Here is a 15,562-nt window from a genome sequence, read left to right as displayed (position 1 = left end):
AATCCCCAAAGGGGACTTTGCTTACTCTAAAAAATCTTTTTTCTATATTCTATTCTCTTTACTCTACTCTTTTAGACAAAACTTCTAAAAACGGTAAAACGCAACAGCAATTCTATAAGAAGTAATAACCCTGCTAATAATACTAAAAATCGATACTTCTCTTCGTAATTATAAAACTTAAATTCCTCTATTTCTGTTTTTTCCAGTTTATTAATTTCATCATAAATTTCTTCTAATTTTCTATTATTGGTAGCTCTAAAATATTTACCCCCTGTAACATGAGCTATTTCTTTTAATAATTCTTCATCAATCTCTACCTGAATACGTCCATACTGAAAAGCGCCATTAGACAGGATCCCAATTGGAGATAATGCCATACCGTTAGTTCCCAAACCAATTGTATAAGTTTTTATATCATATTCAACCGCCAATTCACTAGCAATTTTAGGATCTATAAACCCAGAATTGTTAACACCATCAGTCAATAAAATAATCACTTTACTGGTTGCTTTACTATCTTTTAATCGGTTTACCGATGTTGCTAAGCCCATACCTATAGCCGTTCCGCCCTCAATAATATTATTATATTTTATACTCTTTAAAGAGCGTATTACGATGGCCTTATCACTTGTTATTGGTGTTTTTGTGTAACTTTCTCCAGCATATTCTACCAAACCGATTCTATCATTTGGTCTGCCTTTAATAAATTCTGCCGCTACTTTTTTTAACGCTTCTAATCTATTTGGAGATAAATCTTTAGCTAACATACTTGCAGAAACATCTATGGCCATAACAATGTCTATCCCTCTTGTCGTTTTTGTTTTTGTTGAGACATCTACTGTTTGAGGTCTTGCTAATGCTGTAATTAATAAAGCCAGTGCTACCAAACGAAAAACAAATAATAAGTGTTTCAATTTGGGTAACCAGGAATTAGTAATCTTAAAACCCTTTAAACTTGATATTTTAAGTTCTGCTGTTTGTTTTTTGTGCTTAAAAATATACCATAGTATCGCTAATGGTAGCGCTAATAACAACCAGAAAAATTCTTTATTTAAAAATTCGATTCCCTCAAACATTATTCTTCTGCTTTTTTAAGTTCTATTGAATTTAAAATTCGCTCAACAATTTGATCTGCATAAACATCGCTTTCCCTCCAAAAAAGTAAGATCTGCTGTACCACATTTTCCGATGTAAATGCCAGGATAACATACTTTCCTTTTTCAATCTTCTCTGAGTTTGGTACTGGCATTTCCAAAGTACCATAAACTTTTAATCCTTCGGCACCATTTGGAGTAACAAACTTCTCCTTTTTTGTTATGATGTTTTGAGCTCCTGCTGCTTCAAGCGTTTTAAAATTCCCATCTATAGATTGTTCTAAATCTATTTTATTTTCGCCTAAATTTTTATACTTAGAAGTAGCGACTACAACATTAAATTTATCAATTAAACTACCATAGCCAAACATCGTAACATCAATCTGTTGCGCTAATTCTTCTGGCAAACCAGCATCCATTCTTTTTAACACTTTTGGTGTTGAAATGGTTACAGGCGGAAATCCGTATGCACTGGTTACCCAATCACCCTCCAAAAGCTCTATACTATCGTGGCCAATAATGGTATCTTTCACGTAATTGAAACCATATTTTATTGAAAAGCCTACAATAGTAGCTATTAACAAAAACAGGCTTATTGCCACCGTTATAATAATTTTCTTTCGGGTCTTTTTACGCTCTAACTCTTCTCTGTATTTTTCATCTAAAAGTTTCTCTTCTTCTGTTGGTTCCGGCAGCACTTCTTTTACATGGTCAATTTCACTATCAATCGTATCTCTATCTAATTCAGCTAATATCGTATCTGGTGCTGACTTTGCAAATTTCACTAAATCGGCTCGTTTTAAAATACTTTCAATGTTTTTAATCGTCTCCTGACTTAGGTCAATTTGGTTACCTTCTTTAAGTAATCGCAGTCTACTAATAAGTTCATCAGTAGTACTTTCTAAAGAATGGTCATATACCTTTTCATCTAGATACTTTCTGATGATCCCTGTTAATTCTGAATAGTATTCTTTTAATTCTGAATGTTCTAAATAGTGACTTTCATCTAAGTTTTTAAGGGCTAATTTAGCTCTATCGTATGGTGGAAGTAAAGCAATTTGTTCTTCCTCTGTTAATGGTTTCTTTCTCCATATAAACCAAAACAACAAGAATGCTATAATACCAATTATTAAAAGCGTAAGTAACACATATTTCCACCAATTACTTGGTGATTTATTTACTTCAATAATAGGTTTAATATCATATAACCCTTGTTTTGTAGTGTCTACTACTATATTATTAACCTCAACTTTTAGAGAATCGGTGAAAAAAGTTTTATCACCAATAATTATTTTTTGCCTTGGAATCGTATAGGCGCCTGAATCAAATTGTGTTAATCCGTATTTTTTAATAAGATTGTACTTATCGTTATTTTTTAAAGTATCAACCTTATAGGACTCAATCATTTCTAAAGGCGAAAATGTTTGTCCCTCTGGAAAAACAACTAAGCTCGTTGTATCTGTTTCTACTTGAATATGGTATGTAATTTGTTCCCCTATTTTGATAGATGTGGAATCGATTGCTGAAGTAACTTGAGCTAATGAGATAGAAGAGCTTAGAAAAAAGAATAAAGAAACTATGACCGAAGACCGAAGACGGAAGACGGAAGCTATTTTGCTCAAAAATCGTAATTCGTAATTCATAAATCTAAAATCGTTTATCCTCTTCTTTTAAAATACCCCAGAAGCTTTTTTACATAACTTTCATCAACACGACAATCAATCGCACCTGCTCCAGATTTTGTAAAGCTCTCTTTATAATAAGCTACTTTTTCATGATAAAATTTACCATAATTAAGTCTTACTTTTTTTGATGACGTATTCACTAACATCAATTCCCCAGTTTCTTCATCTTCCATCTGTACCATGCCTAAATTTGGTATGCTTTCTTCATGCTTATCGTAAACCCGTATTCCTGTAACATCATGTTTACCCGAAACAATTTTCATTGTTTGATGGTAATCATCTGCAATAAAATCGGATAGTACAAATACGATGGCTTTTTTCTTCATCACGTTTTGCATAAACTTCAACGCTTCTGCCAAATTTGTTTGTTTACTTTCCGGTTTAAATTCTATGAGTTCCCGAATAATGCGAAGTACATGAGAACGTCCTTTTTTAGGTGGAATATAAAGCTCTACCTTATCGGAAAATAAGATGAGGCCTATTTTATCATTATTTTGAGTTGCCGAAAAAGCCAATGTAGCTGCTATTTCTGTAACAACCTCGTTTTTAAACTGTTGCTCTGTCCCAAACAACTCTGAACCTGAGATATCTACCATAAGCATCATGGTAAGCTCACGTTCTTCTTCAAAAACTTTAACAAAAGGCTCACTATAACGTGCCGTTACGTTCCAATCTATATTTCGAACATCGTCACCAAATTGATATTGGCGTACTTCACTAAAAGTCATACCACGTCCTTTGAAGGTTGAATGGTATTCGCCTCCAAATATATGATCAGACAAACGACGTGTCTTAATCTCAATTTTTCGTACTTTTTTTAGTAATTCTTTAGTATCCATAGCCCCTAAATCCCCAAAGGGGACTTCTGATTTTTCGTTCTATTTTTGATTTTAGTAAACATTGTAGCCCATTTTACCTCTTCCTAAAAGTCCCCTTTGGGGATTTAGGGGCTTTTAAGGTACTTCTATTTCGTTTACAATTTTGTTTATGATGTCCTCGGAAGTTACATTTTCAGCCTCAGCCTCATAGGTAATACCTATTCTATGCCTTAATACATCGTAAACAACAGCTCGAACATCTTCTGGGATGACATAACCACGTCGTTTAATAAAGGCATAGCATTTAGCTGCGGTTGCTAAATTGATACTTCCACGCGGTGATGCTCCAAAAGAAATGAGAGGTTTTAAATCTGCAAGTTTATATTTCTCTGGATAGCGTGTTGCGAATATGATATCCAAAATGTATTTTTCAATTTTCTCATCCATGTACACTTCACGAACCACCTCTTGAGCTTTTAATATTTGAGCTACAGACACTACAGGATTTACTTTATCCCACGCGCCTTTCAAGTTGGCTCTCATGATCATTTGTTCTTCATCAATCTTTGGATAGTCAATAACCGTTTTTAACATAAAACGGTCAACCTGAGCTTCTGGCAACGGGTATGTACCTTCTTGCTCTACCGGATTTTGTGTGGCCATAACTAAAAAGGGCTTATCTAATACAAACGTCTCGTCTCCAATAGTTACTTGCTTTTCTTGCATTGCTTCAAGCAAAGCCGATTGTACTTTAGCAGGTGCTCTATTAATCTCATCTGCTAATACAAAATTAGCGAATATAGGGCCCTTCTTTATTGAGAAATCATTAACCTTCATATTGTAGATCAATGTCCCTGTTACATCGGCAGGTAATAAATCGGGAGTAAATTGTATTCTACTAAAACTCCCATCTACCGCTTGTGCTAAAGTGTTTATTGCTAATGTTTTTGCCAATCCCGGAACACCTTCAAGTAGAATATGTCCTCGACCTAACAGTCCAATAAGTAATCGTTCAACCATATGTTTTTGGCCTACTATTACTTTATTCATTTCCAGCATCAGTAAATCAACAAAAGCACTTTCTTTTTCAATTTTCTCGTTAATTGTCTTAATATCAATTGTACCTGTTTCTTGCATCTTCTTTATTTTTTTAAAGCCCGAATATAATAAGCTTATTTGAGGCATGCAAATTGTTAAAATTTTTCTTTTATCCCTGTTAAGGATTGGTTAAAATATTCCATAACCCCAGTTAATAATTGGTTAAAATGAAAAAAGCAGCTTCAAAAGAAGCTACTCTTAATGTTTAAATTTCTTTAGAACAAAAAAATTATTTACGCATCTGGCAAAGTTATGTCTCCTAAATCGTTAGTTTCATCTTCTTTCACTTCTTCATTATTTAATTCTGTTACCGCTAACCCAGATCCGTCTGCGGGTGTTAATGTAATCTTATACACACCTATTGGAACGTTTTCAAGAAGAAATACACCTTCTTGATTTGTATCTGCTTTCTCCTCAACACCATCTACTATTATAGAAACCGTCACTACAACATTTTCATTAAGTATTTTACCAGTAATAGCCCCTACTTTCAATGCTAATTCTATCGCAGGCTCAATAACTGTAATTTCTCCATTAACCACTTCTATATCTGGAATAGTAGTTACTTTATACTTAGAGTTTGAATCTACGGGTGTTACAACAACCTCATACGTTCCGGTAGGAACGCCCCAAAGCGCAAAATGCCCTGTATAATTAGTATAAGCCGATATCACTTCGTCATCTTCAGTTTCGGGTGTTCCTTTAGTATCTATAACAGATACTTTTGCTGGTTCATCAGAAGGAGACACAGACCCTTCTATAATTCCAGAACTTACTTCTGTCGTCACCCTCATTACTGGCCTTAAATTAATATTTCCTGATTTTCCTGCAATTATAACAGATTTATCAACATCAAAATCTATAACAAAATCATAAGTAAAGCCTTCTTCTATTAGGGTATCTACTTTTAATTTTAAACCAGATTGTTGTGCACTTGGTGTTTTTAAATCATGTGTATCTCCCACATCCAAATCATTCTTAATAACTATGGTATTATTGTCTCCCAATACCAATCTTATCTGTTTTAAGGTTCCGGTTGGGATAGGAAATTTATCTACTAAAACTTCATGAACGCCTCCGGTAAGGTCAAGTAAGTTTATAATTTTTTGATTTGAATTAAGTGATATCCACCCATTTTCATCGTCGCTGTTGTCATCCATTTTAATCATAACATCAACAACTTCAACATTTACTTCTTCAAAGTCTCCAGACTCATCTACCAATTTAATAGTAATAGTTGGCGCCAATAAACTTGTATTATTTGAATTCTCTGATTCTGATTTATTACATCCAAAAAGAGATATAATTATCAAAAAAAGGATGGCTGATTTTAGCTTATTTATGATTCTCATATAATATTCTATATTTTAAAGCTACGGTCTATCACCATGAATTTAAATACAACTTAAAACTGCTATTCTTAATCACCCGCAACAAACTCATAGTCAGAGTTTAATAATAATTTAAAGTCAATAATACGATATTAAACCTGTTTTAAGTATTTTTATACGTGAATTGCTAAAAAAGACATATAACCTGCAAAAGGTCTGATAAGATGTCTTTTAATTATGTTGAAAAGATGAAAAAAACAGCCCTAATTACAGGAGCAACTAGCGGCATTGGCGAAGCCACTGCTTATGAATTTGCAAAACATGGTATTAATTTAATATTGTGTGGAAGACGTTTGGAACGTCTAAATACCATCCAAAAGGCATTAAACCGATTGACTAATGTTCATATTTTAAACTTTGATGTACGCGATAAAGCAAAAACGCTTGAAGCCATCGAATCACTCCCGGATGCTTTTAAGAACATTGACATTTTAATCAACAATGCTGGTAATGCACATGGTCTAGACACCATAAATGAAGGAAATATTGATGACTGGGACGCTATGATGGATATTAATGTAAAGGGCTTATTATATGTAAGTAAAGCTGTTATTCCACAAATGACAACCCGCCAATCCGGACATATTATTAATATAGGTTCATCGGCAGGCAAAGAGGTTTATCCAAAAGGAAATGTTTACTGCGCTAGTAAGCATGCCGTTTTAGCTATTACAGAAGGGATGCGCATAGATTTGAATCCATTTGGAATAAAAGTAGGAGCTGTAAATCCTGGGTTTGTGGAAACCGAATTCTCCCAAGTGCGTTTTAAAGGTGATAAAATTGCAGGTTCTGTTTACAACGGTTTTAAAGCTTTACAAGCTAAAGACATTGCAGAAATTATTTACTTTGTGATTTCGCGGCCTCCTCATGTAAATATTGCTGATTTATTGGTGTTTCCAACGGCGCAGGCTAACTCAACAATAGTAAAGAAAACTAACTAGTTTTCTTTACTATTGTTGAGCATTGTTTATTATAATTATTTATTTCTTATTCAAATCCAATGGCACATTACAATTCATTTGAAGGTTTAGAGGTTTACAAACAATCTACCATTTTTTGTGATGACGTATGGAATATCATTATAAATACGAGCTTAAGTAATGATTATAAATTAAGAGAACAATTAAATGGATCTTCAGGCTCTATAATGGATAATATTGCTGAAGGTTTTGGCAGAGGTGGTAATAAAGAGTTTATAATGTTTCTTGGTTTCTCTAGAGGTTCTTGTTCTGAGAGTAAATCACAATTGTTGAGATGTTACAGGAGAAAACACATCGATAAGGGCACATATCAAAAATTAAATACTCAAGCTGAAGAACTTATTAATCAACTATCAAAATTTATTAATTATTTGAAATCTTCAAACCGAAAAGGATCTAAATTCGATTGAGTGAGAATAGAAAATAATAATAAAAAATAGACAATATTGACATGATTAACAAACGCCTACTCATAAAACACCTCTTAGCTCATAATGATGAGAACAGTTTCTATGATAAAAAGCGAAAAATAGATATCAGTCATAAAGAAGGTAAAGCCAAGTTTTTAAAGCATGTTTGCGCGCTCTCTAACAGCAACCCAAAGAACAACTCTTATATCGTTATTGGTGTTGAAGATGAGGACAATAATATTATCGGTGTCGATTTTTTTGATGACAGCAAAATACAAAACCTCATCAATGCATACTTAAGTCATCCACCCATAGTACAATATGAAAATATTCCATTTCCGCACCTCCCTGATGATAAAGTGGTTGGTTTAGTAACCATAAGACCTACTGGTAAAATAACATCCCTTCGAAAGAACATCTGGAAATATTATGGAGGCTCTGTGTTTTTTAGAGATGGCAGCATGAGTATGCCCAAAGTTTTTGATATTGAAATAAAAGATGTTAATTCTGAAATTGTTGAAGCCATTGAGAACAACGCACAAAACAATATAGAACATACACTTGATGGTGTTTTCGACTTTATGAATACCCGTAAAGACTATAACGCGCAGTACAAGGTTTTTAAAGAATATTTTGTAGTATGTTGGGCAGGTCAAAAAAAAATGGTGAAAGACGACCTTTTTTATTCTAGAGTAGATATTGAACTCATTAATGAGCAGGTACGTTTATTTTTTTCTGCCTTAGATGAAGTCTCCATTTCATTTGATGATGAGAGCTTTAAAATCATCGAATATGTAGATCTTGGGCTTCAAAATACTAATAAATATTATCCGTTAGAAAAAACAACCATTCGTTTCGAAAACAATGCAAGCTATACCATTGAAACAACATTATTATTTGAACCACCTCAATTTGACAAAAAAGTATTGCATCATATTTATAATACTAATAATGTTATTTTAGAAAAACTCAAAAAAGGACTTGCACTTACAAAAGGCGAAGAGGTGGATTTAAAAAATTTACCTGGGACCTATCTTATATGTTTCTTTAATTCATTTCAGGAAGCCATAAACAAACTTAATGAAGCAAAACCTTATTTAAAAACCCATAGTGAAGAGCTATATAATCTTTACAAAGAATCTCTGCGCATTTTAAGAAAGGTTAAATACAGTTAATTACTTTGTTAATAAACTTAACCGTTTCTTAATATTAGCAGCATAAAAAAATAGCATTTTTGCAATGCTATTAATCTTTTTAGATTTAACCTTGTTTCTCCCGAAAAATTCGGTGTTGAGGCAAGGTTTTTTTATTTGCTTTTTAAAACAAAAATACCGTTTCCAATAGAAAACGGTATTTTCTTATATTTGATTCATATATAAAAATAAACGTAACTTTATTATGTTTACCTACCCGCTTTAGAGGAATAAACTGAATATTGCGTTTATTCAATAATTACCTGTAATTATGACAAAAAATACGCTGAAAATATTATTGCTTATTCTGACTTTAACAATCATTTCTTGTAAAGAAGAACTTGAGGCGATTTTAGAAACTGATTATAAAGTTGTCGAAGTAGATTACGGATTTGATAATTATCTAAAAAACACAAGAAAGAAATCCGAACAATTAATTATTAAAGAAAGAAATATAGTTCTTATTGACGTTGATAAAAATGGACAAATTAAAGTTGAGGGGAATGTCATAGAAGACAGTTTAATAGTATCTGAACTTAAAAAATATATAATCCCAAACCCTGAAAATAACAAAATGCCGATTACGACTGAAAAAGAGTTTGAATATTCTGGAAATGTTGTAATGAATAAAAACCTTATGATTATGGCTAGATTTAATCAAGAATTAAAATATAAAACATATAGCGAGATTCGGAACAAAATTTATCTGTCATTTAATGAAGTAAGGAATGAATTTTCAACGAGAACATTCAATAAAACTTTGGAGGAATTAATCCATTCTACTGAACAAATTGATAATCTAAAATGGAATGAATTAAAACATATTTTTCCGATTCGTTATACCGAATTAATTGAGAAAAAATAACTACAGGTAATAACGTATCAAAAAATTGCTATTTTTAAGAGTTGCTTTGTTTACTAACTTCTGATTTTCCTTCGGGAAATCCTCGCACACAAACACGCAACATTTCATATACATAAACGTTGCCAACAATATGAAAAGACTAAATAAACATCTGATTTTAGCAATCATTCCTTTTATTTTTTTATCGTGTAAAAAGGATGAAACTGTTGAATTAAAAAACCGAATAAGTTTACTTGAAACTAAGTATTCAGAATTGAAAGACTCAATTTCAAAATCAAAAAAAGACAAAGTATATAAATCAAATATAATAATACAGACATTTAAGGAAACACATACAGTTAATGAAAAAGCTAAAGTAAAATTCCTTTTTAATTATCTTGAGAGTTTACCAAAATATGATGTTTATAAACTCATGGAAAATAATAACCGCGAATTGATTTTTGAGGGTCTGTCAACCAATGAATTTGAATACGAATATACCCCAACCAAAGAAGGGTGGAATACAATTAAATTAATGACTGTATTTAAGTTCGGAAACGAAGAATTAGAAGTACCTGTTCTTTCTTCAATTAAGGCTGAAAAATAAAATACTGTTGGCAATAACTAAGTGTTCATGTTTGGCCGTACCGACCACACGAACACTTAGTTATTGTGCAACGTTTTTATTGTTTTTTAAACATTATTTGAGCAAAATTCCAAAAAGCATTAATTTCGAATTTTTCTAATTCAGGTTGACCACTTGTTAATTCAATTCGTCCATTTTGCTTTTTTAATACATACTCTATTTCTTCTATTTTACTAGAACCTTTTTCTTGAATTCTAATTTTATTTTGTCCAATTCTTTTCCAATCGAATTCTCCACTGTGATTATATCCTCCTGTTTCATCATCACCTTCTGACCAACTTTCGAATTTTCCAGTTCCGTTGAACTTTATTTTCATCCAAGAACCCATAATCATCATAAATCCACTTCCATCGTCAGAATTCCATTCTCCTAAGAGTTCATCCTTTTTAATCAGTTGTTTTATATTATCAAACAGTTTTATTGACATTATAATTTAAATTTCTTTCCCTCTTTATAGTTAATAGGTAGTTTTGGGCTTTTTACACCAAAAGGTCCAGAACCATTATGATTATAATAGAATTTTTCTTTGTCATCAGAATATCTTCCAGCACATAATAGGTTAAAAGTCGTACTCTTTCTACTTGATTTGAGAACATTAATATCAATCCAAACAGGCACTTTACCTTTTCTAAACAAAAGGTCAACTACTTCTTCATCATTCAAATCCAATTTCATTTTTCCACAATCTTCTTCATAAATGTCAAACTCCAAGTGGTTTGTGTCATTGGTCGATTCCGCAAAAATTACATTATATCGAAAGTTCGTTTTCAATTCAGTTTTCACATAATTTTCAGCAAACTTTAACGCTTGGAAACTAGCTCCTTGTAAATGAAATAGAAATTCGATTTTTGTCATTTCTCAAATGTTGCACAACAATTGTATAACTACAACTCTTTCAAGTTGCGGTTATATCTTTTATAGTTACAATATAATATTTTTCAGATTCTATTTACCATAAGATTCCTGTCTTCACAGGAATTCGTTACAAATCAAACTTAATCCCTTGTGCTAAAGGTAATTCAGTCGTGTAATTTATAGTATTAGTTTGACGTCTCATATATACTTTCCAGGCATCAGAACCAGACTCACGTCCGCCTCCGGTTTCTTTTTCTCCACCAAAAGCGCCACCAATTTCTGCTCCGGAAGTCCCTATATTTACATTAGCAATACCACAGTCTGAACCGGCAACAGATAAGAAACGCTCCGCTTCTCTTAGATTATTAGTCATAATAGCAGAACTTAATCCTTGAGCTACTTCATTTTGAATATCAATAGCATTTTCAATAGCTCCAGAATATTTTAGTAAATATAAAACAGGCGCAAAAGTTTCGTGTTGTACAATTTTAAAGTTAGGTTTCGCTTCAGCAATAGCTGGTTTTACATAGCAGCCACTTTCATAACCTTCACCAGAAAGCACACCGCCTTCAACAACAATATTTCCGCCTTCTTCAACAACTTTAGTTAATGCGCTTTCATACATACTTACAGCATCCGTATCAATTAACGGACCTACATGATTATTTTCATCCAGAGGGTTTCCAATACGTAATTGCTTATACGCATCAACAACAGCATTTTTAACTTGGTCATAGATACTATCATGAATGATTAAACGACGTGTTGAAGTACAACGCTGTCCTGCAGTGCCTACAGCTCCAAAAACAGCTCCGATAACAGTCATTTTTATATCCGCATCCGGTGTTACAATGATAGCGTTATTACCACCCAGCTCCAATAAACTTTTTCCTAAACGTGCAGCTACTTCTTGTGCTACAATTTTACCCATCCTGGTAGAACCCGTTGCAGAAATTAATGGAATACGAGCATCTTTCGTCATAAACTCACCTACTTTATAATCGCCATTAATTAAATTACAAATACCTTCCGGTAAGTTATTTTCTTTAAAAACTTCAGCTGCAATATTCTGGCAAGCCACACCGCACATAGGTGTTTTTTCAGAAGGCTTCCAAACACAAACATCACCACAAATCCAAGCCAATGCTGTATTCCATGCCCAAACAGCTACTGGAAAATTGAATGCGGAAATAATACCAACCACACCTAATGGATGGTATTGCTCGTACATTCTATGTCCCGGACGCTCTGAATGCATGGTTAAACCGTGAAGCTGACGCGATAAGCCAACTGCAAAATCACAGATATCAATCATTTCCTGAACTTCACCTAATCCTTCCTGATAAGATTTACCCATTTCATAGGAAACTAATTTACCTAAAGCTTCTTTTTTCTCTCTTAATTTTTCACCAAACTGACGTACAATCTCACCACGTTGTGGAGCTGGCATGGTTCTCCAGGTTTTAAAAGCACTTGTCGCACTATCCATGACCTTTTCATAATCTTCTTGAGTCGTTGTTTTTACCTTACCAATCAATTGACCATCAACCGGCGAAAAAGATGCTATAATATCTCCGTTAGAAAAACTATTTGAACCTGTTGAAGTGCCTTCGTTTACATCTACTACACCTAGTATTTTAAGTGCTTTATCTATACCAAAATCTGTTGCTATTGCTTGCATTAATTATTGAATTATTATTTATAATATGATTATCTGCGAATATAACAATAAAAAGCCTTCTAAATATAAATTTAATAATGATAAAATATTACCTTTATTGCGCTCATTAATTCTAATTTTCATGAAGAAATCTATCCATATTTTAGTAATTACCTTATTATTATTTAGTTGTAAAGAAAAAGGTAAATTAATTGATTCTAATCCTCAAGAGAGTTATCCAGACAAGTCCAAAATTGAGGTAAAAGCGAATAAAACCATCCCATTAAATGAAGGAAACATGAATGCCTTTTCAATTATAATCCATGGAGGAGCAGGTACTATTTTAAAGAAAAATATGTCTCCGGAAAAAGAAGCAGCCTATAAAGCAACCTTAGAGGAGGCTATTAAAGTTGGGTATAACATCCTAAAAAATGGAGGTTCCAGTCTGGACGCCGTACAAAAAACGATTAATGTCATGGAAGATTCGCCCTTATTTAATGCCGGAAAAGGCGCTGTTTTCACAAATGCAGGAACCAATGAACACGACGCTTCCATTATGGATGGAAAAACATTAAATGCAGGAGCATCAGCAGGAACAACCATCGTAAAAAACCCTATAAATTTAGCTAGAACTGTGATGGATCATTCTCCTCATGTCATGTTATCTGGAAATGGCGCTAATACCTTTGCAAAAGAACAGGGCTTACAAATTGTGGAACCTGATTATTTTTATACAGAAAGACGTCATAAGTCGCTTGAAAAAATAAAAGAAACTGAGACATCCGAATTAGACCATGATGATAAAGTAGCCTTTTATGATGACCATATAAAAGACTCTAAATTTGGAACCGTTGGTTGTGCCGCTCTTGATAAAAATGGAAATTTAGCTGCTGGCACTTCAACAGGAGGCATGACTAATAAACGCTGGGGGCGCATTGGAGACTCTCCTATTATTGGAGCGGGAACTTACGCCAATAACAGTACCTGCGCTGTATCCAGCACAGGTTGGGGTGAGTACTTTATTCGTGCTATGGTAGCCTATGATATTTCTGCACTCATGGCATATAAAAATCTATCTCTGCAAGAAGCCGCCAAAGAAGTCATTCAAAATAAACTATCAAACTTAGGAGGTACCGGAGGGATTGTTGCCATCGATAAAAATGGGAACATGGTTGCCGAATTTAACACCGCAGGCATGTATAGAGCAACCATGAACGGCAAAGGTGAATTAGCAATCGGTATTTATAAAGATTAGTGGTTTAAAAACTTGTATAACGCCAAAACTATATAATACCTTATCTTGTTTTTTATGATTTGCTACAAAATCATCCCGCGCTGCAACAGAGCACGCTATTTTATTTCTATACTTTGTCCTTTATTTCATCGTAGCGATGCTGTGATGCTCAAAAAGTCTTCATCTGGAAACACATACCTACCTGCAGCTACGGTATACCCACATCTTTTTTCGGTATATAAAATCAAAGTTTTTTAACTTACTTTTCTTTGCCTGTCCAAAGAAAAGTAACAAAAGAAAAGACGCCCTTTCGAGAGGAATTTCTTCTCATGCTATCGCTAGAGAAGAACCAAGCCCAAAACTTCGCGTCGCTCCACCACAATAGCCAACATCAATGCTCCTGTGCTCCGAAGCTTTTGTTCTTTATTCTTCCGAAAGGTCAGGGGTAGCCCAATGGTCTTTTCTCAACAACAGGTAGAGAGACTTGATCATCTTAAAAAAGAATGACCACGGAGGCTGGCACAGCGGCCTATCTAGAATTCTATTGAAAATCAAGGAGTCAGTGCAAAGGCTTAGAGATAAAAAGCTGTTTGAGCCAAGTATTAGATTATTGATAGTCCTGATTTTATGATAAATACAAAAGAGCAGGTGAATAAACAAAGGACATAAGGCGAGTTCTTTTTATCTGTGGCTGGGGCCTCCGTAGCATTTTCAATATAATTTTAGTAAGCCTAGACTTTTTTGGTTCCTTTTGCGGCAATGGCAAAAAGAACATGATATAATTATTAATGTTTATTGATTTATGGATACATCGTAGCTACCAGCAGGCAGGAAAACATGACTTTTCACTTAAATAAAATAAGTATAAGATAAGTTCTAAGTCAAAGACTTTCCATCCATTACCCATATTAATTACAAAATTTTAAAATCATTTTTTTAGAAAAAGTTGCGTGTAATAATAATGTCCTTCCTTATTTTTGATAGCACTGATACCAATATGTGTAAAATCGCCTTCTATATTCTTTCTGTGTCCTTTGCTATCTAACCAAGCTGCCATAACATCTTGCGCAGATTTTTGTTTGGCTGCTACATTTTCACCCACACCTTTAGCTTTTTCCTCGTCAAACAATCTATCTGCTCGATAATCAAAATTTTCATGGCTTATTTTTTGTTGACTAATCATATGCAAATTGTGCGCTTCAGCTAAGTTTTCAGCTAAAGTATTAGTCTCTAAAATTTGTTTTCCAATACCAGACCTATGTTCATTTACTAGCTGTAGTATACTAGTCGCTATATCAGCAGCCATTTCCTTTTCGATATCTGCAGCTGAATCATCTTTTGAACACGCTATGTTACAAGTTAATACAGAAAAAAATGCTAATACTAGTCCTGTTCTTAATAAGAAGTTTTTCATTAATTATGTGATTTGGGGTTTTTAAATATACGTTTTATTTAACTTTATGGTTCATTTGGCCACTTTAAATCTTATGACTCATTAACATATAACAAAAATCTAAAATAGATATTTGATCTTCCTTTTTAACACCTAAAACACTTTCTAAAGTGCTTTATCTATACTAAAATCAATTGCCATTCTTTGTATTAGCTATTGAATTATAATTTACGCTGGAATCGTTTAAGAATGTTTCTAGAT

Annotated in this window: 15 protein-coding genes; 6 read left to right on the top strand and 9 right to left on the bottom strand. The window is 33.3% G+C overall.

Annotated features, from left to right (window positions below; all coding sequences use genetic code 11):
• Positions 1-71: 71 nt before the first annotated feature.
• From Q4Q47_RS09560 to Q4Q47_RS09540, 5 genes are all read right to left on the bottom strand, one after another.
• Complete coding sequence (locus tag Q4Q47_RS09560; RefSeq protein ID WP_303306429.1) at positions 72-1,076, bottom strand: VWA domain-containing protein; 1,005 nt, start codon at positions 1,074-1,076, stop codon at positions 72-74.
• Complete coding sequence (locus Q4Q47_RS09555) at positions 1,076-2,737, bottom strand: hypothetical protein (protein WP_303306428.1); 1,662 nt, start codon at positions 2,735-2,737, stop codon at positions 1,076-1,078. Before Q4Q47_RS09555 ends, Q4Q47_RS09560 begins: the two co-directional genes overlap by 1 nt.
• A gap of 14 nt (positions 2,738-2,751) precedes the next feature.
• Positions 2,752-3,618 carry a DUF58 domain-containing protein gene (locus Q4Q47_RS09550; RefSeq protein ID WP_303306427.1) on the bottom strand — a complete coding sequence of 289 codons (867 nt, stop codon included), beginning with the start codon at positions 3,616-3,618 and terminating at the stop codon, positions 2,752-2,754.
• Between the two features lie 114 nt (positions 3,619-3,732).
• Positions 3,733-4,734, bottom strand: coding sequence for an AAA family ATPase (locus Q4Q47_RS09545; protein ID WP_303306426.1), 1,002 nt, complete (start codon positions 4,732-4,734; stop codon positions 3,733-3,735).
• A 194-nt stretch (positions 4,735-4,928) separates the two neighbouring features.
• Positions 4,929-6,047, bottom strand: coding sequence for a DUF4382 domain-containing protein (locus Q4Q47_RS09540; RefSeq protein WP_303306425.1), 1,119 nt, complete (start codon positions 6,045-6,047; stop codon positions 4,929-4,931).
• Positions 6,048-6,274: 227 nt separating this feature from the next.
• Here Q4Q47_RS09540 and Q4Q47_RS09535 point away from each other — a divergent pair, with 227 nt between their 5' ends.
• The 5 genes from Q4Q47_RS09535 to Q4Q47_RS09515 all read left to right on the top strand — a co-directional run bounded on the left by Q4Q47_RS09535 (position 6,275) and on the right by Q4Q47_RS09515 (position 10,120).
• The gene (locus Q4Q47_RS09535; protein ID WP_303306424.1) at positions 6,275-7,027 is read left to right on the top strand and encodes an SDR family NAD(P)-dependent oxidoreductase; all 753 of its coding nucleotides are present in this window, start codon (positions 6,275-6,277) and stop codon (positions 7,025-7,027) included.
• Between the two features lie 59 nt (positions 7,028-7,086).
• Complete coding sequence (locus tag Q4Q47_RS09530; RefSeq protein ID WP_303306423.1) at positions 7,087-7,476, top strand: four helix bundle protein; 390 nt, start codon at positions 7,087-7,089, stop codon at positions 7,474-7,476.
• A 41-nt stretch (positions 7,477-7,517) separates the two neighbouring features.
• Entirely contained in the window at positions 7,518-8,651 is a 1,134-nt protein-coding gene (locus Q4Q47_RS09525) for an ATP-binding protein (protein ID WP_303306422.1), read from the top strand.
• Positions 8,652-8,940: 289 nt separating this feature from the next.
• Positions 8,941-9,534: a hypothetical protein gene (locus Q4Q47_RS09520; RefSeq protein ID WP_303306421.1), complete on the top strand. Its 594-nt coding sequence runs from the start codon at positions 8,941-8,943 to the stop codon at positions 9,532-9,534.
• 130 nt (positions 9,535-9,664) lie between these two features.
• Entirely contained in the window at positions 9,665-10,120 is a 456-nt protein-coding gene (locus Q4Q47_RS09515; protein ID WP_303306420.1) for a hypothetical protein, read from the top strand.
• Positions 10,121-10,196: 76 nt separating this feature from the next.
• Here Q4Q47_RS09515 and Q4Q47_RS09510 read toward each other — a convergent pair whose 3' ends face one another.
• From Q4Q47_RS09510 to amaB, 3 genes are all read right to left on the bottom strand, one after another.
• The gene (locus Q4Q47_RS09510; RefSeq protein ID WP_303306419.1) at positions 10,197-10,586 is read right to left on the bottom strand and encodes a hypothetical protein; all 390 of its coding nucleotides are present in this window, start codon (positions 10,584-10,586) and stop codon (positions 10,197-10,199) included.
• The gene (locus tag Q4Q47_RS09505; RefSeq protein ID WP_303306418.1) at positions 10,586-11,014 is read right to left on the bottom strand and encodes a hypothetical protein; all 429 of its coding nucleotides are present in this window, start codon (positions 11,012-11,014) and stop codon (positions 10,586-10,588) included. Before Q4Q47_RS09505 ends, Q4Q47_RS09510 begins: the two co-directional genes overlap by 1 nt.
• A 127-nt stretch (positions 11,015-11,141) precedes the next feature.
• The gene (gene amaB / locus Q4Q47_RS09500; RefSeq protein WP_303306417.1) at positions 11,142-12,695 is read right to left on the bottom strand and encodes an L-piperidine-6-carboxylate dehydrogenase; all 1,554 of its coding nucleotides are present in this window, start codon (positions 12,693-12,695) and stop codon (positions 11,142-11,144) included.
• Between the two features lie 121 nt (positions 12,696-12,816).
• On the opposite strand from amaB, the gene Q4Q47_RS09495 reads away from it, so the two are divergent.
• A complete protein-coding gene (locus Q4Q47_RS09495) occupies positions 12,817-13,929 on the top strand; it encodes an isoaspartyl peptidase/L-asparaginase family protein (RefSeq protein ID WP_303306416.1) in 1,113 nt (370 codons plus the stop codon).
• 907 nt (positions 13,930-14,836) lie between these two features.
• Here Q4Q47_RS09495 and Q4Q47_RS09490 read toward each other — a convergent pair.
• Positions 14,837-15,322, bottom strand: a complete 486-nt coding sequence (locus Q4Q47_RS09490) for a CAP domain-containing protein (protein WP_303306415.1) — start codon at positions 15,320-15,322, stop codon at positions 14,837-14,839.
• Positions 15,323-15,562 lie beyond the last annotated feature (240 nt).

It is taken from the genome of Flavivirga spongiicola, from assembly GCF_030540825.1.
In the GTDB taxonomy this organism is placed as follows: domain Bacteria; phylum Bacteroidota; class Bacteroidia; order Flavobacteriales; family Flavobacteriaceae; genus Flavivirga; species Flavivirga spongiicola.
This window is presented reverse-complemented; position numbering and strand designations above follow the sequence as displayed.

Coding starts and splice junctions, on each gene's coding strand:
- Q4Q47_RS09560 (WP_303306429.1), bottom strand. CDS start 1,076: ATGTTTGAGGGAATCGAATTTTTAAATAAAGAATTTTTCTGGTTGTTA.
- Q4Q47_RS09555 (WP_303306428.1), bottom strand. CDS start 2,737: ATGAATTACGAATTACGATTTTTGAGCAAAATAGCTTCCGTCTTCCGT.
- Q4Q47_RS09550 (WP_303306427.1), bottom strand. CDS start 3,618: ATGGATACTAAAGAATTACTAAAAAAAGTACGAAAAATTGAGATTAAG.
- Q4Q47_RS09545 (WP_303306426.1), bottom strand. CDS start 4,734: ATGCAAGAAACAGGTACAATTGATATTAAGACAATTAACGAGAAAATT.
- Q4Q47_RS09540 (WP_303306425.1), bottom strand. CDS start 6,047: ATGAGAATCATAAATAAGCTAAAATCAGCCATCCTTTTTTTGATAATT.
- Q4Q47_RS09535 (WP_303306424.1), top strand. CDS start 6,275: ATGAAAAAAACAGCCCTAATTACAGGAGCAACTAGCGGCATTGGCGAA.
- Q4Q47_RS09530 (WP_303306423.1), top strand. CDS start 7,087: ATGGCACATTACAATTCATTTGAAGGTTTAGAGGTTTACAAACAATCT.
- Q4Q47_RS09525 (WP_303306422.1), top strand. CDS start 7,518: ATGATTAACAAACGCCTACTCATAAAACACCTCTTAGCTCATAATGAT.
- Q4Q47_RS09520 (WP_303306421.1), top strand. CDS start 8,941: ATGACAAAAAATACGCTGAAAATATTATTGCTTATTCTGACTTTAACA.
- Q4Q47_RS09515 (WP_303306420.1), top strand. CDS start 9,665: ATGAAAAGACTAAATAAACATCTGATTTTAGCAATCATTCCTTTTATT.
- Q4Q47_RS09510 (WP_303306419.1), bottom strand. CDS start 10,586: ATGTCAATAAAACTGTTTGATAATATAAAACAACTGATTAAAAAGGAT.
- Q4Q47_RS09505 (WP_303306418.1), bottom strand. CDS start 11,014: ATGACAAAAATCGAATTTCTATTTCATTTACAAGGAGCTAGTTTCCAA.
- amaB (WP_303306417.1), bottom strand. CDS start 12,695: ATGCAAGCAATAGCAACAGATTTTGGTATAGATAAAGCACTTAAAATA.
- Q4Q47_RS09495 (WP_303306416.1), top strand. CDS start 12,817: ATGAAGAAATCTATCCATATTTTAGTAATTACCTTATTATTATTTAGT.
- Q4Q47_RS09490 (WP_303306415.1), bottom strand. CDS start 15,322: ATGAAAAACTTCTTATTAAGAACAGGACTAGTATTAGCATTTTTTTCT.